General features: G+C 63.8%; 15 protein-coding genes. 10 read left to right on the forward strand and 5 right to left on the reverse strand.

Annotation, left to right across the window (positions count from 1 at the left end):
• Positions 1-215 precede the first annotated feature (215 nt).
• Positions 216-3332 (reverse strand): DEAD/DEAH box helicase, encoded by a 3117-nt coding sequence (locus tag ACSUZJ_RS00685; protein WP_499412382.1) that lies wholly within the window; start codon positions 3330-3332, stop codon positions 216-218.
• A 343-nt stretch (positions 3333-3675) separates the two neighbouring features.
• Between ACSUZJ_RS00685 and ACSUZJ_RS00690 the strand changes: the two genes are divergently transcribed.
• Together ACSUZJ_RS00690 and ACSUZJ_RS00695 are read left to right on the forward strand one after the other, a co-directional pair.
• Positions 3676-6030: a Tex family protein gene (locus ACSUZJ_RS00690; RefSeq protein WP_499412383.1), complete on the forward strand. Its 2355-nt coding sequence runs from the start codon at positions 3676-3678 to the stop codon at positions 6028-6030.
• Between the two features lie 10 nt (positions 6031-6040).
• Positions 6041-6487 carry a GNAT family N-acetyltransferase gene (locus ACSUZJ_RS00695; RefSeq protein ID WP_499412384.1) on the forward strand — a complete coding sequence of 149 codons (447 nt, stop codon included), beginning with the start codon at positions 6041-6043 and terminating at the stop codon, positions 6485-6487.
• A gap of 113 nt (positions 6488-6600) precedes the next feature.
• Here ACSUZJ_RS00695 and ACSUZJ_RS00700 read toward each other — a convergent pair whose 3' ends face one another.
• On the reverse strand, positions 6601-6912 hold the full coding sequence (locus tag ACSUZJ_RS00700; RefSeq protein WP_499412385.1) for a hypothetical protein: 312 nt from the start codon (positions 6910-6912) through the stop codon (positions 6601-6603).
• Between the two features lie 155 nt (positions 6913-7067).
• Here ACSUZJ_RS00700 and grxD point away from each other — a divergent pair, with 155 nt between their 5' ends.
• Together grxD and ACSUZJ_RS00710 are read left to right on the forward strand one after the other, a co-directional pair.
• Positions 7068-7379, forward strand: coding sequence for a Grx4 family monothiol glutaredoxin (gene grxD / locus ACSUZJ_RS00705; RefSeq protein ID WP_499412386.1), 312 nt, complete (start codon positions 7068-7070; stop codon positions 7377-7379).
• Positions 7380-7382: 3 nt separating this feature from the next.
• A complete protein-coding gene (locus ACSUZJ_RS00710; RefSeq protein WP_499412388.1) occupies positions 7383-8006 on the forward strand; it encodes a UbiX family flavin prenyltransferase in 624 nt (207 codons plus the stop codon).
• Between the two features lie 9 nt (positions 8007-8015).
• Here ACSUZJ_RS00710 and ACSUZJ_RS00715 read toward each other — a convergent pair whose 3' ends face one another.
• From ACSUZJ_RS00715 to ACSUZJ_RS00725, 3 genes are all read right to left on the reverse strand, one after another.
• Entirely contained in the window at positions 8016-8189 is a 174-nt protein-coding gene (locus ACSUZJ_RS00715; protein WP_499412389.1) for a hypothetical protein, read from the reverse strand.
• 118 nt (positions 8190-8307) lie between these two features.
• Positions 8308-8721, reverse strand: coding sequence for a hypothetical protein (locus tag ACSUZJ_RS00720; protein ID WP_499412390.1), 414 nt, complete (start codon positions 8719-8721; stop codon positions 8308-8310).
• 277 nt (positions 8722-8998) lie between these two features.
• Positions 8999-10051 carry an MBL fold metallo-hydrolase gene (locus ACSUZJ_RS00725; protein WP_499412391.1) on the reverse strand — a complete coding sequence of 351 codons (1053 nt, stop codon included), beginning with the start codon at positions 10049-10051 and terminating at the stop codon, positions 8999-9001.
• 128 nt (positions 10052-10179) lie between these two features.
• Here ACSUZJ_RS00725 and ACSUZJ_RS00730 point away from each other — a divergent pair, with 128 nt between their 5' ends.
• The 6 genes from ACSUZJ_RS00730 (at position 10180) to ACSUZJ_RS00755 (ending at position 17188) form a co-directional block, all read left to right on the forward strand.
• Positions 10180-10602, forward strand: coding sequence for a MerR family transcriptional regulator (locus tag ACSUZJ_RS00730; protein ID WP_499412392.1), 423 nt, complete (start codon positions 10180-10182; stop codon positions 10600-10602).
• 126 nt (positions 10603-10728) lie between these two features.
• On the forward strand, positions 10729-11913 hold the full coding sequence (locus tag ACSUZJ_RS00735) for an isovaleryl-CoA dehydrogenase (RefSeq protein ID WP_499412394.1): 1185 nt from the start codon (positions 10729-10731) through the stop codon (positions 11911-11913).
• A gap of 241 nt (positions 11914-12154) precedes the next feature.
• Positions 12155-13981: a bifunctional isocitrate dehydrogenase kinase/phosphatase gene (aceK, locus tag ACSUZJ_RS00740; RefSeq protein WP_499412395.1), complete on the forward strand. Its 1827-nt coding sequence runs from the start codon at positions 12155-12157 to the stop codon at positions 13979-13981.
• Complete coding sequence (locus ACSUZJ_RS00745) at positions 13974-15173, forward strand: acetyl-CoA C-acyltransferase (protein ID WP_499412396.1); 1200 nt, start codon at positions 13974-13976, stop codon at positions 15171-15173. The genes aceK and ACSUZJ_RS00745 overlap by 8 nt, the downstream gene beginning before the upstream one ends.
• Before the next feature lie 181 nt (positions 15174-15354).
• Positions 15355-16023 (forward strand): SDR family oxidoreductase, encoded by a 669-nt coding sequence (locus ACSUZJ_RS00750; protein WP_499412397.1) that lies wholly within the window; start codon positions 15355-15357, stop codon positions 16021-16023.
• 37 nt (positions 16024-16060) lie between these two features.
• The gene (locus ACSUZJ_RS00755) at positions 16061-17188 is read left to right on the forward strand and encodes an acyl-CoA dehydrogenase family protein (RefSeq protein WP_499412399.1); all 1128 of its coding nucleotides are present in this window, start codon (positions 16061-16063) and stop codon (positions 17186-17188) included.
• Positions 17189-17249: the final 61 nt, after the last annotated feature.

The raw sequence follows: 17249 nt of genomic DNA on the forward strand, positions 1-17249 counted from the left end.
TGATAAGGGGTGCTGCGATGTTCAATATCTAAAATTTAACCTTTATCAGTACACGATAAACGATGTTAGAAGAATTAGCAAAAGAACCAAATCCTATTCATTCCGCATGGACGTAGGGTGGGGTCATTGATGCCGGGGTATCGATGACCCCACCCTACTGGATAAAATAAAAACGCCCGCAGCATTGCAGGCGTTCCGTTTGGCGTCTTGACCGCTTACTGCTCGTCCAGCGGCGCGAAGATCGCCTGCAGGTCTTCCTGCGTCAGCGCCATCTTCTGCGATTCGCCTTCGGCCAGGATCGACTGCGCCAGTTCCGACTTCTTCTGCTGCAGCTGCTGGATCTTTTCTTCCAGCGTGCCTTTCGCAATCAGCTTGTAGACGAACACCGGCTTGTCCTGTCCGATGCGCCAGGCGCGGTCGGTCGCCTGGGCTTCGGCCGCCGGATTCCACCACGGGTCGTAGTGGATCACGGTGTCGGCCGCGGTCAGGTTCAGGCCGACGCCGCCGGCTTTCAGGCTGATCAGGAAGATCGGCACCGCGCCCTGCTGGAAGGCGGCGACTTGCGCCGAGCGGTCGCGCGTCTCGCCGGTGAGAATGGCGTAGCGGATGCCGCGCGCCTCGAGTTCTTCCTCGATCAGGCCGAGCATGCTGGTGAATTGCGAGAACACCAGGATCTTGCGGCCTTCCTGCAACAGATCTTCGACCATCTGCATCAGGTCGGTCAGCTTGGCGGAGACGGCGGCCGTGTTCTTCCTGGACGGCATCGACTTCACCAGGCGCGGGTCGCAGCAGACCTGGCGCAGCTTCAGCAGCGCTTCCAGGATGACGATCTGGCTGCGCGCCACGCCCTTGCGGTCGATCTCCTCGCGCACCTTCTTGTCCATCGCCAGGCGCACGGTCTCGTACAGGTCGCGCTGCGGGCCGCTGATCTCGATGCGGCGCACCACTTCCGTCTTCTCCGGCAGTTCCTTTGCCACATTGTCTTTCGTACGACGCAGCAGGAAAGGACGAATGCGGCGGTTCAGCAGCGTGCGGCGCACCGGGTCGTCCTGGCGCTCGATCGGGTGGCGGAACTGGGTATTGAAGGTTTTTTCCTCGCCCAGCAGGCCAGGCAGCAGGAAGTGGAACTGCGACCACAGTTCGCCCAGGTGGTTTTCCAGCGGCGTGCCGGTCAGGCACAGACGGTGGCGCGCGTTGAGCGAGCCGGCCGTCTGCGCCGCCTTCGAGCGGGTGTTCTTGATGTAGTGCGATTCGTCCAGGATCACCAGGTGGTACTCGTGCTCGCGCAGCTTTTCCTCGTCGCGCGGCAGCAGGGCGTAGGTGGTCAGCACCAGGTCGGCTTGCTCGATCTGGTCGAACATGTCCATGCGTTCCTTGCCCTGCAACAGCAGCACCTTCAAATCGGGCGCAAAGCGCGCGGCTTCTTCCTGCCAGTTGGTCATCAGGCTGGTCGGCGCAATCACCAGGGCCGGACGGGTCAAGCGGCCCGCTTCCTTCTCGGTCAGGATGTGGGCCAGCGTCTGCACGGTTTTACCAAGGCCCATGTCGTCGGCCAGGATGCCGCCGAGATCGTATTCGCGCAGGAACTGCATCCACGACAGACCGTCGAGCTGGTAGTCGCGCAGGGTGGCCTGCAGGCCTTTCGGCGCCGCCACCTTCTTCACCGCGCCGAACTGGCTCAGCTTGCGGCCAGTCTCGCGCAATTGCTCGCCGCCGAACCAGCGCATCTCGACGTTGCGCGCCAGTTCCTCCAGGCGGCTGGCGTCGAGTGTCGACAGGCGCACGCGGTTCTTGATCTTGTCGTTGAAGTACAGCTCGCCGAGCGTGGCCAGGATCGGTTTCACACGGTTCCATGGCAGGGCGACGCGCACGCCTTCCGGCAGGGTCGCCAGCATCTGGTCGGTTTCACCGTGGGCGGCCAGCACGGCCGGATCGAAGTCGGTCGGCGCATTGCGGATGAGTTGCACCAGTACCGGCAAGAGCGGCACGCGCTTGCGGTTGACCACGATGCCCAGCTCCAGCTCGAACCAGGCTTTACCCGCTTCCTCGGGCTCGTCGATCTCGGCATACCAGTCCTCGACCGGCACCACGTCGTAGCGGTACTTGTTCGACTTCTGCAGGTGCCAGCCGGCATCGAGCAGGGCGTCGATGTCGTTCTCGGCGAAGCGCAGCCAGTGCGCCTGGCTTTCCAGTTGCAGGGCGCCGGCCACGCCCGACAATGGGGTGGTCGCGGGCTTGCGGAAACCGAGTTCGCTCAATTTATCCAGGGCCGCCGCTTCCGCGTCGGCATCGCGCTCGATGATCTCGGTGACGTCGCCGATCTGGCGCACCACGCGCTGGGCCGGATCGAAGGACACGCGCTGGCCGTCGTAATCGAAGGACAGCACGGCGAAATCGTGCCAGCGCTGGGTGCCGGTATCGGCCAGCGCCACGGAATCGAGCAGCAGGAAGGGTTGCGGCTTGACGTCGGTGCGCAGGCGCTGGGTCAGCGGCTGCGGCAGCGGCATCAGTTGCTGCAGGCCGTGGGCCAGCAGCAGTTGCGACACGCGCTTCTTGTCGTTGCCGGTCAGGATAGGGGCCTGGGCGACCAGGGCCTGCAACTCGGCCAGCGAAATATCCACGCCGCCACGGTTCAGTTCCAGCGGGCCGCAGGACAGGTTATCGATGTACCACGGCGGATCCGTCGGCAGCATGTAGTCGATCAGGTCAGCGCCGGGGTGATTGGCGCCGTTGGCCGGTTCCACCGACCAGCCGAGCTTGGCAGCGCGGCCCTCGTCGCGCCAGGCAAGATTGGCCTGGCGGGTCGGGCCGGCCTGCAGCGGATAGACGAGACCGTTGGCCATGTCCTGCCAGGAGTTCGCCCACAGCAGCTTGCCCTGTTTCAGCAGCATCTCAAGCAGGATGGCGCCCACTTTGCCCTTCGGCTCGGTGGCGCTGGTGCTCTGCGAGGACCCGCTGCGCATGGCGATGAAGAAGCGCACCAGGTCTTCGTCCTCGCCCTCGAGGTAGGCGGGCGGGGCGGACAGCAGGGAAAACACTTCGTTGACCGGGCTGGCGGCGGCGACGTCGCCGTTCGGGCGCAGGCGCGCCTTGCACAGGCAGACAGCGACATGGCGGCCACCGCTGGTCGGGGCCATCACATAAACAAACTTGTACTGGATCGCCTTCGGATCGGCGATGTCGGCGGTCAGCTTCGGTTGCGGATGCGCTGCCGCTTCGACCCGTTGCAGCCAGGTCGCCACCGGTGCGGGCAGTGCGGGCGCGCGTGCCGGCGTCGCGCGCGGCGCCGGGGCGTCGCTCGCGTGTTCGCGTGGATAATCAACTGTGTGCATGGGTCTCTGGAGTCTGTAAAAAAAGAACAACAAACGCCATTATCTCTCATACGGACGCTTCAGTTTTGTTCGGAATCGCACGTTGCTGAGAAATCTTTACGGGGTGAAATTTTACGAATCGTTAAACCAACACTCTGCTGCAAGCCAAACAGCTGGGGTCAGGTCTGACATTCGGACACGAGCTCTGCCTTCACTGCAAATGCCGCTTCGTCTGCCGAGCTGCTGGCGAATCAAGGATGAGACCGTGTCCAAATGTCAGACCTGACCCCGGCTGTGATGTCAAGACTGGCGTATCTGTCACGATTGCGTATCATTGCCCGCCTGACTCACGGATTTCTGCCCCATGCTGCCCTCTATCGAACAACGCCTTGCCACTGAACTTGCCGCCAAGCCGGCCCAGGTTGCCGCCGCCATCGCCCTGCTCGACGAGGGCGCGACCGTCCCCTTCATCGCGCGCTACCGCAAGGAAGCCACCGGCGGCCTCGACGACACCCAGCTGCGCCTGCTGGAAGAACGCCTGCGCTACCTGCGCGAGCTGGAAGACCGGCGCGCGGCGATCATCGAATCGATCACCGAGCAGAACAAGATGACGCCGGAGCTGCTGCAGGCGATCGCGCTGGCGGAAGACAAGACCCGCCTCGAAGACCTCTACCTGCCCTATAAACAGAAGCGCCGCACCAAGGCGCAGATCGCGGTCGAAGCCGGCCTGGCGCCGCTGGCCGATTCGCTGCTGGCCGATCCGTCGCTCAATCCCGAGGAAGTCGCTGCGCAATACCTGCGCGAAGCGTTTACCAATGCCGACGGCGTGAACAACCCGGGCGTGCCCGACACCAAGGCGGCCCTGGATGGCGCGCGCCAGATCCTGATGGAGCGTTTCGCGGAAGACGCAACGCTGCTGCAGTCGCTTCGCGAATACGTGCAGGAGCACGGCGTGGTCGAATCCAAGGTGGTCGAGGGCAAGCAGGACGAGGGCGAGAAGTTCGCCGACTATTTCGATTACTCCGAGCCGCTCGCCACCGTCCCTTCGCACCGGGCGCTGGCCCTGATGCGCGGACGCCGCGAGGGCATCCTCGACGTCACCCTGCGCCTCGACACCGAACCCGAGAAGCCGAAGTGGGACGCGCCGCACAATCCCTGCGAAAGCCGCATCGCGGCGCGCTTCGGCATCAAGGCGCAAGGCCGTCCGGCCGACAAGTGGCTGCTCGACACCGCGCGCTGGACCTGGCGTGTAAAAAGCTTCATGTACATCGAGACGGAACTGATGGGCGCGTTGCGCGAGAAGGCGGAGCTGGACGCGATCCAGGTCTTCGCGCGCAATTTGAAATCGCTGCTGCTGGCGGCGCCGGCCGGCCAGCGCGCCACCATGGGCCTGGACCCGGGCCTGCGCACCGGCGTGAAGGTGGCCGTGGTCGACGCCACCGGCAAGGTGGTCGATACCGCCACCATCTACCCGCACCAGCCGAGGAACGACTGGGACGGCGCGCTGCACGTGCTGGGCCAGCTCGCGGCCAAGCACAACGTGTCGCTGATCTCGATCGGCAACGGCACCGCGTCGCGCGAGACCGACAAGCTGGCCCAGGATTTGATCAAGCAGCGCCCTGAATTGAAACTGACCAAGATCGTCGTCTCGGAAGCGGGCGCCTCGGTCTATTCAGCTTCGGAATTTGCCTCGCGCGAACTGCCGGAGCTGGACGTGTCGCTGCGCGGCGCGGTGTCGATCGCGCGCCGCCTGCAGGACCCGCTGGCGGAACTCGTCAAAATCGATCCGAAGTCGATCGGCGTCGGCCAGTATCAGCACGACGTGTCGCAGACCCAGCTCGCACGCTCGCTCGACGCGGTGGTCGAGGACTGCGTGAACGCGGTCGGCGTGGACGTGAACACGGCCTCGGCGCCGCTGCTGGCGCGCGTGTCCGGTTTGTCTTCCAGTGTGGCGCAGAGCATCGTCAACTACCGCGACATGCAGGGTGCTTTCCCTTCACGCGCTGCACTGAAGAAAGTGCCGCGCCTGGGCGAGAAGACCTTCGAGCAGGCGGCCGGCTTCCTGCGCGTGATCGGCGGCGACAATCCGCTCGACGCTTCGGCGGTGCACCCGGAATCCTACCCGGTGGTGCAAAAAATCCTCGCTGACATCCAGCGCGACATGAAGGCGGTGATCGGCGACACCTCGCTGATCAAGACCCTGAATCCCGCGAAGTACGCGGACGAGAAATTCGGCGTGCCGACGGTGTCCGACATTTTGAAAGAGCTGGAAAAGCCGGGGCGCGATCCGCGTCCGGAATTCACGACGGCCACCTTCAAGGAAGGTGTCGAGGAGATTTCGGACCTGCGTCCGGACATGATCCTGGAAGGCGTGGTCACCAACGTGGCGGCCTTCGGCGCGTTCGTCGACATCGGCGTGCACCAGGACGGCCTGGTCCACATCTCGGCGCTGTCGAACACCTTCGTGAAGGACCCGCACACGGTGGTGAAAGCCGGGCAGGTGGTCAAAGTGAAGGTGCTGGAAGTGGACGTGAAGAGGAAGCGCATCGCGCTGACCATGCGCCTGTCGGACAGCGCGCCGGCAGCAGGCTCGAAGCCGGAACAGCGCGGCGACCGCCAGGATGCCAAGCGCCTCGGCCAGCACCAGCGCCAGGAACGTTCGGCGCCGGCGACTGGCGGCGGCGCGATGGCGGCGGCGTTCGCCAAGCTGCGCAAGTAAGCACCGCGCCATGATCGCCTGCGCCAGCGCCGACCCGGACTGCGATGAGGCGCGTGACCTGATCGCCAAGCTGGATACGGCGCTGGCGGCGATCTGCGGCGACAGTGGCTCGAAGTCTTTCGATGCGGATGACGTGCGCGGGCCGCGGGCGGTGTTCCTGCTGGCGCGCGATGCGCTTGGGACCGCAGTCGGCTGCGGCGCCTTGCGGCCTTTGAAGGCCGATGTGGCGGAAGTGAAGCGAATGTATGCGCGGCCCGGGAGCGGGGCGGGTATGGTCCTGCTGAGCGCGCTGGAAGGGCGGGCGCGGGCGTTTGGCTATCGCGCGATCTGGCTCGAGACCCGGCGCGTGAATGCGCGGGCGGTGGCGTTCTACGAACGGCAGGGATATCGGGTGATCCCGAATTACGGCCGGTACGTGGGCCGCGACGATGCGGTTTGCCTCGGCAAGGTGTTGTAGGGTGGGCACCTGTGCCCACGCGGATTCACGAGCCGCGATCCTGCGACGTTGTTTCGACCGATCAGATGACGTACCGCGTGGACACAGGTGTCCACCCTACAAAACCCCGTTCTTCAGCCAAAAAACTGCGCCAGCTCCGGCACGCGCTTGACCAGGATGCCGAAGAAATACAGCGCCAGGCAGCCCAGGCCGATAGTATTCATGCGTTTGCGTGTAAATGCCGGGGTGCCTGTCTTCTTGATGTGCAGGGCGTCGCGCAGCAGGGTGACGGCGTAGATCGTCAGGGCCAGGCCGGTGATGAAGACCCCAAGACCGTCGCCGCGGGCGCCGAGGACGAGGTCGAAGACGCCGATGAAGCCGAGCACCGCGGCCAGCACGAAATTGAAGCCTGCCGAGGGTCCGGCGTTGGGACGTTGTTGTTGCATGAGCATGAAGCGACGGTTGAAATGTGGGCGATCATACCCGACCTGTCGTCCTGCCGGAACAACCGCGGGCCCAAGCCGGCTCGGGGCCGTACCGACGCCGCCGAATTCTTATAAAATGTCGGCATCCAACCCATTTCCACCGAAGGCAAAATCACATGAGCGACGTACAAACCTGGATCAAAGACACCGTGACCAACACCCCGGTCGTGCTGTTCATGAAGGGCACTGCGCAGTTCCCGCAATGCGGCTTCTCGGGCCGCGCCATCCAGATCCTGAAGGCCTGCGGTGTCGACAACATCGCCACCGTCAATGTGCTGGAAGATCCGGAAGTCCGCCAGGGCATCAAGGACTACTCGAACTGGCCGACCATCCCTCAGCTGTACGTGAACGGCGAGTTCATCGGCGGCTCCGACATCATGAACGAGATGTTCGAGTCGGGTGAACTGCAAGCGATGTTCAAGAAGTAATCAATGACCGCAACGCGGCCGCGCCGGATCGTTGTCGCCATCACCGGCGCGACCGGCGCGATCTACGGCGTGCGCCTGCTCGGGCGTCTGAGCGCCGTGCCCGGCGTCGAGACCCACCTCGTGCTGTCCGACGCCGCCTCCCTTACCCTGCACCAGGAAGTCGGCCTGCAAAGGCGCGACGTCGAGGCGCTCGCCCATGTCGTGCACAAGAACCGCGAAATCGGCGCATCGATCGCCAGCGGTTCGTTCCAGACCGACGGCATGGTGATCGCTCCCTGTTCGATGAAGACCCTGGCTGCCGTGGCCCATGGCCTGGCGGACAACCTGGTCGCGCGCGCGGCCGACGTGATCTTGAAGGAACGCCGGCGCCTGATCCTGATGGTGCGCGAAACGCCGTTCAACCTGGCGCACCTGCGCAATATGACGGCCGTGACGGAAATGGGCGGGATCGTGTTCCCGCCGCTGCCGAGCTTTTACCACCGGCCGGCGAGCATCGAGGAGATGGTCGACCACACCCTGGACCGGGTGCTGGATTTGCTCGGCATCGAGAATCCTCAGGCCCCACGCTGGCCTGGCATGCGCGGCTCGGCGGAGACGCCGGGCGACGCCCAGGCTGAACCGGGCTGAAGCGCAGCGCTAGCGCTTGTTCGAATACCCGCTATCGCCGGCTTTCTTCAACTCCCTGGCTTCCTCCAGCATCCTGCGCTGGGCGATGCGCTTGCGCATCACCTCGGCGTGACGCTCCGCGCTCATCGGCGGCGCCGTCATCAGTTCCTTCAGCTGGGCGGTGTTCACATAGTTGCTTTTCATGGGCGGCACGATCCTCGGCTGTGACGAGTCCGATTATGCGCCAGTCGCAGCGGTTTGTAACTGCCTTATTCGGAAGAAAATTTGTAAGCGGAAAAGCAGGCGTGAGGAAGGACTTTGCTTACTTGGATGGGGGTTGGTGGTTGATCCTTACCAGCATGCGGATGAATTCGCGAGCGAGCTGGCGATGATGCTCATCGAGGCGCTGCAGGTCGGCGATCAGCTTGACGTCGGCCGATTCGAAGCGTGCGCCACCGGCGTTCTCGCCTGCCTCGCCCGGGTTTTCCGGACCGCCAAAGCGCAGCCAGTCCGCCGGCACACCCAGCCATTGCGCGATCATGCGCAATTTTTCCTGCGTGGGAATGGCTTCGCCGACCAGCCACTTGCGGGCGGCGTGCACGGTGATCGGGCGTCCTTCGAAGCGAATGTTAAATTCGCGGGCCAGTCGGGTCGGGCTGTCCGGTGAGTAATGAGCGTTCTTGAGCGCTTGCTGGAGACGCTCACTGAAGCTCTCCCGTTCGTTCGTGGAATTCATGATGGCACTATTTCATGCTCGACTATAAATGTCAGTCTCTTGTCCATACAGACCGCTTGTGACATTTTTCGAGAAAATACGTAACAAAGATGTGAGAATTGGCGATACTCTGCATTGTGACATCATGCCACAAAATTTCCGCACAGCATCGCCCTATTCGATATGAATAAACATTCGTGCAAATGTTTGTCGCGTGAGGACCACGCGCGTCCGGCCGATTGCCGTCAAGTCGGGGCCGGGCGGGCTGGGGAAGCCCGCAAGAACCGGCTCTGGCTCATCAGATCAGTTGGAAACGAATGATCCCGTCGATGCCAGTTACTCGCTTTAACATACCATCATTCCAAAGTTTATGCAGGTGCGCGAGCGCCTCGCCGAGCGCAAAACTGAGCTGGTGCGCGTCGAGCTGGCGGCGGAACATGATCGGCACGATGTCGACCGCGCTTTGCGGTGCGCGGCAGGCTTCCAGCACCTCGGCCAGGCGCGCAATGTGGTGCTGGCGCAGCTGCTCGATGCGGGTGTGCAGGCCGCGGAAGGGCTTGCCGTGGGAAGGCAGCACCAGCACGTCCTCGGGCAAGCCGGCGAACTTGCCGAGCGAATCGAGATAATGCTGCAAGGGGTTGCCTTCCGGCTCGACGGCGAACACCGAGACATTGGTCGAGATGCGCGGCAGCACCATGTCGCCCGAGACAAGCACGTTCAGCGCTTCCGAATACAGCGAGGCGTGTTCCGGCGAATGGCCGAAACCGGTGATCACGCGCCAGCGGTGGTCGCCGATGGCGAACTGCTGGCCATCCTGGAGACGGGTATAGGCGTCCGGCACGCTCGGTACCAGCGAGGGATAGTAATTGCGGCGGCTGCGCATCTGTTCCAGCATGCCCTGGTCGACCAGGCCGTGGCGTTCGAAGTGGGGAATGGCCGAAGGGCCGTCCACGCCGGGCAGGGCGGCCGCCATCATGCGTGCGAAGCCGAATTCGCCGGCAGTCAGCCAGAAGGGCGCCTCGAAGCGTTCGCACAGCCAGCCCGACAGGCCGACGTGGTCCGGATGGCAGTGGGTGGCAATCACGCGCAGGATCGGCTCGCCGTCGAGCGGTCCGCTGAACACCTGCTCCCAGGCGGCCCGGGTAGCGTCGGTGGCCACGCCGCAATCGATCACGCTCCAGCCGGTGCGGCCTTCGCGCTCGTCCCTCAGCACCCACAAGTTGATGTGGTCGAGGGCGAAAGGCAGCGGCATGCGCAGCCAGCCGAGGCCTGGCGCCACCTCCTTGACCGTTCCTGGCGCGGGCAGTTCGTCGGCGAAGGGATAGGTCAGCTGGGACTCGAGCGGATTCATGGTTCAAATCTTTCGTATTCTGGAATGGGCGGGCGCGCTACAATGTGCTTGACGTTGACGTAAACGGCAAACGTCGAAGTTAGATTCTAAGCGATTGTCGCAAGCTGTACTTTCACCCCGCTTTTTTCATGGCTACCACCTACACCATCGCCGAACTGGCGCGCGAATTCGACATCACCGCGCGCGCCATCCGTTTCTATGAAGACCAAGGCCTCTTGAGCCCGAAGCGCGAGGGCGTGGGCGGACGTAACCGCGTCTATACCCCGCGCGATCGCACCCGCCTGAAACTGACGCTGCGCGGCAAGCGCCTCGGCCTGACCTTGTCGGAAATCAAGAGCATTGTCGACATGTACGAGTCGCCGAAGGACACGGTGGCCCAGATCAACCGTTTCCTCGGCGTGCTGGCCCACCAGCGCGAAACGCTGGAACAACAGCGTGCCGACATCGAGATGGCGCTCGAAGAAATTTCCGCCCACGAGGAGGAATGCCGCCGCCTGCTGGCGGAAAACACCTCGCCCGACACCACGCCCGGCGCCAGCAAGGCCGCCTGAGCCACACGAGTGCCTGACGGCGCTCACGCGTGCGCTACTTGACGTTTACGTTAACGTCACACGCGAGTATGATGCCGAATGCTCAGTTGCTAACGTAATTGCTAACCCGCTCACCGAGAGGACGACATGCTCCATCTTCCAGGCTTGACCTTTGACCACGGCGAAGACATCGCCGCGCTGCGCGAAGCAGTGCAACAATTTGCGGCAGCGGAAATCGCCCCGCGCGCAGCCGAAATCGACCGCACCGACCAGTTCCCGATGGATCTGTGGAAGAAGATGGGCGAACTGGGCCTGCTCGGCATCACCGTCAGCGAGGAATACGGCGGCAGCAACATGGGCTACCTGGCCCACATCGTCGCGATGGAAGAAATCTCGCGCGCCTCGGCTTCGGTCGGCCTGTCCTACGGCGCCCACTCGAACCTGTGCGTCAACCAGATCAAGCGCAACGGCAACGAAGAGCAGAAGCGCAAATACCTGCCGAAACTGATCTCGGGCGAGCACGTGGGCGCGCTGGCCATGTCCGAGCCGAACGCCGGCTCCGACGTCGTCAGCATGAAGCTGCGCGCCGACCTGAAGGGCGATCGTTACGTCCTGAACGGCACCAAGATGTGGATCACCAACGGTCCGGACGCCGACACCCTGGTGGTGTACGCCAAGACCGATCTGGAGGCCGGTCCGCGCGGCATGACCGCCTTCCTGATCGAAAAGGGTTTCAAAGGCTTCTCGATCGCGCAAAAACTCGACAAGCTGGGCATGCGCGGCTCGCACACGGGAGAATTGGTGTTCGAGGATTGCGAAGTGCCGGTCGAGAACGTGCTGGGCGGCGTGGGTAAAGGTGTGAACGTGCTGATGTCGGGCCTGGACTTCGAGCGCACCGTACTGTCGGGCGGCCCGTTGGGCATCATGTCGGCCTGCATGGACGTGGTGGTTCCCTACATCCACGAGCGCAAGCAGTTCGGCCAGGCGATCGGCGAATTCCAGCTGATGCAGGGCAAGATCGCCGACATGTATTCGACCATGATGGCTTGCCGCGCCTACGTGTATGCGGTCGGCCAGGCCTGCGACCGCGCCGACAACCCGGCCGCGGTGCGCGCCTTGCGCAAGGACGCGGCCGGCGCCATCCTGTACAGCGCCGAGAAGGCGACCTGGATGGCGGGTGAGGCGATCCAGACCCTGGGCGGCAACGGGTATATCAACGAGTATCCGGTCGGCCGCCTCTGGCGCGATGCGAAGCTCTACGAAATCGGTGCGGGCACCAGCGAGATCCGCCGCATGCTGATCGGGCGCGAACTGTTTGGCGAGACGGCCTAGTTCGTAGGGTGGGCACTCCGTGCCCACGCGAACGGTGATGGTTTGTTGGCCTCGTTTGGATGTTGTGGTTTGCACGGGCACGCGGTATCAAAATGAATATGACGCGGCCCGAATATGACCAACACGATGCGCCGTTCCGCGTGGGCACGGGGCGCCCACCCTACGGACCATCCAACGCCAACACCGCCACGCTGCAATGCAATAAAATGGCCGCTCAACCGGACAACGCGCGAGACGAACGATGACCGAAGTGACGTTCCCCAGACTGCTGTCTTCGCAGATCGCATTCGACATCGCGCGCACCATCCTCGACGGCTTCGACAAGCATTACCGCCTGTTCCGCGAAGCCAGCAAGAACGCCAAGCGCCATTTCGAGGCCGCCGACTGGGCCACCGCCCAGCAGGCCGCGCGCGAACGCATCGATTTCTACGACAAGCGCGTCCAGGAAGCCGTGCACATCCTCGAAGAGAATTACGTACGCGAGGAATTGACCGACCGCGTCTGGCGCGAGACCAAGCTGCACTACATCGGCCTGCTCTCGGGCTATAAACGGCCGGAACTGGCCGAAACCTTCTTCAACTCGGTCAGCTGCCACATCCTGCACCGCAGCTACTATCACAACGACTATATTTTCGTGCGCCCGGTGATCTCCACCGAGTACATCGAGACCGAGGAACCGCTGCCGACCTACCGCGTCTACTACCCGGCGGCCGACGGCCTGCGCTTCGCGCTGAACCGCATCGTGTCGAATTTCCAGCTCGAGCGTCCCTTCGCCGCGCTCGACCGCGACACCGGCCTGGTCGAAGCGCGCATGGTGGAGCAGTTCGGCCTGGACAAGCCCGAGTCGAACCTGCAGTTCCATGTGCTGTCCAGCCTGTTCTTTCGCAACAAGGGCGCCTACATCGTCGGCCGCGCCATCAACGGCGCGCGCGAGTACCCCTTCGTGATCCCGATCCTGCACAACCGCCGCGGCCAGCTGGTGCTCGACACGGTGATCACCGACCCGGAACAGATCACCCTGCTGTTCTCGTTCACCCGCGCCTACTTTTTGGTGGACATGGAAGTGCCCTCGGCCTATGTGCAGTTCCTGCGCAGCCTGATGCCGCGGAAACCGCGCAGCGAGATCTACACCGTGCTCGGCCTGCAGAAGCAGGGCAAGACGCTGTTCTACCGCGACTACCTGCAGCACCTGAAGCACAGTTCGGACCGTTTCCAGATCTCGCCCGGCATCCGCGGCCTGGTGATGCTGGTGTTCGAGCTGCCGTCCTTTCCCTACGTGTTCAAGGTCATCAAGGATTTCTATCCGCCGCCGAAAGAGACCACGCGCGCCCAGATCAAGCAGAAATACCTGCTGGTCAAGCACCACGACCGCGTCGGGCGCATGGCCGACACCCTGGAATATTCGGACGTCGCCTTTCCGCTAGCGCGCTTTTCCGAGGAACTGCTGGCCGAGCTGCAGCAGCACTGCCCCTCGCTGGTCGAGATCGAGGGCGAGCGCATCATCATCAAGCACCTGTATATCGAGCGCCGCATGGTGCCGCTGAATATTTTCCTGGCCAATGCGGAGCGCGCCGGCGACGAGGGCCTGCTCGAGCATGGCGTCTTCGAATACGGCAATGCGATCCGCGACCTGGTCGCCGCCAACATTTTTCCCGGCGACATGCTCTACAAGAATTTCGGCGTCACCCGCCAGGGCCGCGTCGTGTTCTACGACTACGACGAGATCGAGTACCTCACCGACTGCAACTTCCGCGACATTCCGGAAGCGCGCAACGAGGAGGACGAGATGTCGGCCGAACCGTGGTATCCGATCGGCAAGCACGACGTTTTTCCGGAACAGTTCGGCCGTTTCCTGCTGGGGAACCCGAAGATCCGGCAGTATTTCATGAAGCACCACGCGGAGCTCTTGAGCCGTGCCTACTGGCAGGCGCGCAAGGACCGCATCCTGGGAGGCGAAGTGGAAGACGTCTTCCCTTACCCGCAGCACATCCGCTTCCACAACCAGACCACCACACCACCGGCGCTGCATGCATCGCCACCCTATTTGGAGAACCTACACAATGAATGATCCAGTCGTTATCGTTGGCGCCGCCCGTACCCCAATGGGCGCGTTCCAGGGCGATTTTTCCTCGAAAACGGCGAGCGACCTCGGCGCGGTGGCCATCAAGGCGGCGGTCGAGCGCGCCGGCGTCGATCCGCAGACCGTGGAGCACGTCTACTTCGGCAACTGCCTGATGGCGGGTCAAGGCCAGGCCCCGGCGCGCCAGGCGCTTATTAAAGCCGGCCTGCCGCTGTCGACCGGCGCCGTGACCCTGTCGAAGATGTGCGGCTCGGCGATGCAGGCCGCGATCTTCGCCCACGACCAGCTCGTTGCCGGCAGCGCCGACATCGTCGTCGCCGGCGGCATGGAATCGATGACCAACGCGCCCTACCTGATCCCGAAGGCGCGCGGCGGCTACCGCATCGGCCATGCCCCGATGTTCGACCACATGATGTACGACGGCCTGGAAGACGCCTATTCGCGCAACGAAAAGACGGGTGAGGGCCGCTCGATGGGCACCTTCGCCGAGGAATGCGTCGCGACTTACCAGTTCTCGCGCGAAGACCAGGACAACTTCGCCATCACCTCCGTCAAACGCGCGCAGGCCGCCAACAGCGACGGCAGCTTCGATTGGGAAATCGCCCCGGTCAGCGTTGCCACCCGCACCGGCGAACTGCTGGTCGAAAAGGATGAAGGCCCGATGAAGGCCAAGATCGACAAGATCCCGTCCCTGAAGCCGGCATTCAAGAAGGAAGGCACCGTCACCGCCGCTTCGTCCTCGTCGATCAACGACGGCGCCGCCGCCCTGGTCATGATGCGCGAATCGAAGGCCAAGGAACTGGGCCTGACCCCGCTCGCCCGCGTGATCGGCCACGCCACCCACGCCCAGGAACCGAACCTGTTCACGACCGCCCCGATCGGCGCGATGCAGAAGCTGTTCAAGAAGACCGGCTGGATGCCGAACGATGTCGACCTGTTCGAGATCAACGAGGCGTTTGCCGCCGTGCCGATGGCCGCCATGCGCGACCTCGAGATCCCGCACGAGAAGGTCAACATCCACGGCGGCGCCTGCGCCCTGGGCCACCCGATCGGCGCCTCGGGCGCGCGCATCATCGTCACCCTGCTGGGCGCTTTGAGGAAGACCGGCGGCAAGCGCGGCGTGGCTTCGCTGTGCATCGGCGGCGGCGAAGCGACCGCGATGGCGATCGAGATGGTGTGATGTCGTGGACCGGAGATCGAATCGTTGATGGTGTCGATCTCCGGTTACGATATGTGTTTGGATACGTTGTACCGCGTGGACACAGGTGTCCACCCTACGAAACCCGCCTTTGTAGGGTGGACTCCCGAGTCCACGCGTTCGTACTCGTAAACACCGCAACGCCACTCGAAGGAACAAACACATGCCCACCGCTCTGATCATCGGCGCCTCGCGCGGCATCGGCCACGAACTGGCGCGCCAGTACCGCGCCGACGGCTGGCGTGTGATCGCCACCGCCCGCAAGGGGCAAGACCTCGACGAACTGGCCCGCCTGGGCGCCGAGCCGCACGCGCTCGACGTCAACGACCCCGAGGCCATCGCCGGTCTCGGCTGGAAGCTGGACGACGAGAAGATCGACACCGCCTGGCTGGTCGCCGGCCTCTACGGCCCGCGCCACGACGGCTTCCCGACCCAGCAGGACTTCGACGCCGTGATGCACACCAACGTGCTGGCTGCGATGCGCCTGCTGCCCATCGTCGCGCCGCTGGTGGCCAGCACTCGCGGCAAGCTGGGCGTGCTGTCCTCGCGCATGGGCTCGATCGGGTCGCGCACGGGTGCCGGCGGCTCGCTCTACCGCGCCAGCAAGGCCGCGCTGAACTCGGTGCTGACCGATACCGCCCTGACCTATGGCCCGCAAGGCGCCACCTGCATCGCCTTCCACCCTGGCTGGGTCCAGACCGACATGGGCGGCAGCGGCGCGGCGATCAGCGTCGAGCACAGCGTGCGCGACCTGCGCGCCACCCTGGCCAGGGTGACGAACGCCGACAACGGCAGCTTCCTGAACCACGACGGCAAGCCGATTCCCTGGTAAGCCGCTCACCACACGACAAGAACGTACACGAGACACCATGATCCTGACCGAAGAACACCAGATGATCCGCGACGCCCTGCGCAGCTACGCGCAGGAGCGCCTGGCCCCGAACGCAGCGCGCTGGGACAAGGAACATTATTTCCCGAAAGCCGAACTGAAGGAACTGGCGCAACTGGGCGCCTTCGGCGTCGCCGTGCCCGAAGCTTACGGCGGCGCGGGCCTCGACTACGTGTCGCTGGCGCTGGTGCTGGAAGAGATCGCGGCCGGCGACGGCGGCACCTCGACCATCATCTCGGTCAACAACTGCCCGGTCTGCTCGATCGCGATGATGTACGCGAACGAAGCGCAGAAAGAACGCTGGCTGCGTCCGCTGGCCCAGGGAGAACTGCTCGGCGCCTTCGCCCTGACCGAGCCGCACACCGGCAGCGACGCCTCGGCCCTGCGCACCACGGCGGTCCGCGACGGCGACGAGTACGTGATCAACGGTTCGAAACAGTTCATCACCAGCGGCAAGTACGGCGACGTCGCGATCGTCATGGCGGTAACAAGCAAGGCTGCGGGCAAGAAGGGCATCAGCGCCTTCTGGGTGCCGACCAATACCCCCGGCTACATCGTCGCCGGCCTGGAACAGAAGATGGGCCAGCACTCGTCCGACACCGCGCAGATCGTGTTCGACAACTGCCGCATCCCGGCAGAGAACCTGATCGGAGAGGAGGGCATGGGCTACAAGATCGCCCTGTCGGGCCTGGAAGGCGGCCGCATCGGCATCGCCTCGCAATCGGTCGGCATGGCGCGCGCGGCCTTCGAGGCGGCGCTCGGCTACGCCAGGGAGCGCGAGAGCTTCGGCAAGCCCATTTTCGAACACCAGTCGGTGCAGTTCAAACTGTCGGAAATGGCGATGAAGATCGAAGCGGCGCGCCAGCTGATCCTGCACGCGGCCTCGATGAAGGATGCAGGATTGCCCTGCCTGAAGGAAGCCGCGATGGCCAAGCTGTTCGCCTCCGAGATGGCCGAGCGCGTCGTGTCCGACGCGATGCAGATCTTCGGCGGCTACGGCTATGTGGCCGATTTCCCGATCGAGCGCATCTACCGCGACGTGCGCGTGTGCCAGATCTACGAAGGCACCAGTGACATCCAGAAGATCCTGATTGCGCGGGCGCTGTGATGGACGACGTTCGCAAGCAGGAAGTGCGCGCGCTGCTCGCGGCAACGGCCGGCGTGTTCAC

The sequence above is a fragment of the Telluria sp. B2 genome (genome assembly GCF_051789535.1).
Lineage (GTDB): Bacteria > Pseudomonadota > Gammaproteobacteria > Burkholderiales > Burkholderiaceae_D > Telluria.

Coding starts and splice junctions, on each gene's coding strand:
- ACSUZJ_RS00685 (WP_499412382.1), bottom strand. CDS start 3,332: ATGCACACAGTTGATTATCCACGCGAACACGCGAGCGACGCCCCGGCG.
- ACSUZJ_RS00690 (WP_499412383.1), top strand. CDS start 3,676: ATGCTGCCCTCTATCGAACAACGCCTTGCCACTGAACTTGCCGCCAAG.
- ACSUZJ_RS00695 (WP_499412384.1), top strand. CDS start 6,041: ATGATCGCCTGCGCCAGCGCCGACCCGGACTGCGATGAGGCGCGTGAC.
- ACSUZJ_RS00700 (WP_499412385.1), bottom strand. CDS start 6,912: ATGCAACAACAACGTCCCAACGCCGGACCCTCGGCAGGCTTCAATTTC.
- grxD (WP_499412386.1), top strand. CDS start 7,068: ATGAGCGACGTACAAACCTGGATCAAAGACACCGTGACCAACACCCCG.
- ACSUZJ_RS00710 (WP_499412388.1), top strand. CDS start 7,383: ATGACCGCAACGCGGCCGCGCCGGATCGTTGTCGCCATCACCGGCGCG.
- ACSUZJ_RS00715 (WP_499412389.1), bottom strand. CDS start 8,189: ATGAAAAGCAACTATGTGAACACCGCCCAGCTGAAGGAACTGATGACG.
- ACSUZJ_RS00720 (WP_499412390.1), bottom strand. CDS start 8,721: ATGAATTCCACGAACGAACGGGAGAGCTTCAGTGAGCGTCTCCAGCAA.
- ACSUZJ_RS00725 (WP_499412391.1), bottom strand. CDS start 10,051: ATGAATCCGCTCGAGTCCCAGCTGACCTATCCCTTCGCCGACGAACTG.
- ACSUZJ_RS00730 (WP_499412392.1), top strand. CDS start 10,180: ATGGCTACCACCTACACCATCGCCGAACTGGCGCGCGAATTCGACATC.
- ACSUZJ_RS00735 (WP_499412394.1), top strand. CDS start 10,729: ATGCTCCATCTTCCAGGCTTGACCTTTGACCACGGCGAAGACATCGCC.
- aceK (WP_499412395.1), top strand. CDS start 12,155: ATGACCGAAGTGACGTTCCCCAGACTGCTGTCTTCGCAGATCGCATTC.
- ACSUZJ_RS00745 (WP_499412396.1), top strand. CDS start 13,974: ATGAATGATCCAGTCGTTATCGTTGGCGCCGCCCGTACCCCAATGGGC.
- ACSUZJ_RS00750 (WP_499412397.1), top strand. CDS start 15,355: ATGCCCACCGCTCTGATCATCGGCGCCTCGCGCGGCATCGGCCACGAA.
- ACSUZJ_RS00755 (WP_499412399.1), top strand. CDS start 16,061: ATGATCCTGACCGAAGAACACCAGATGATCCGCGACGCCCTGCGCAGC.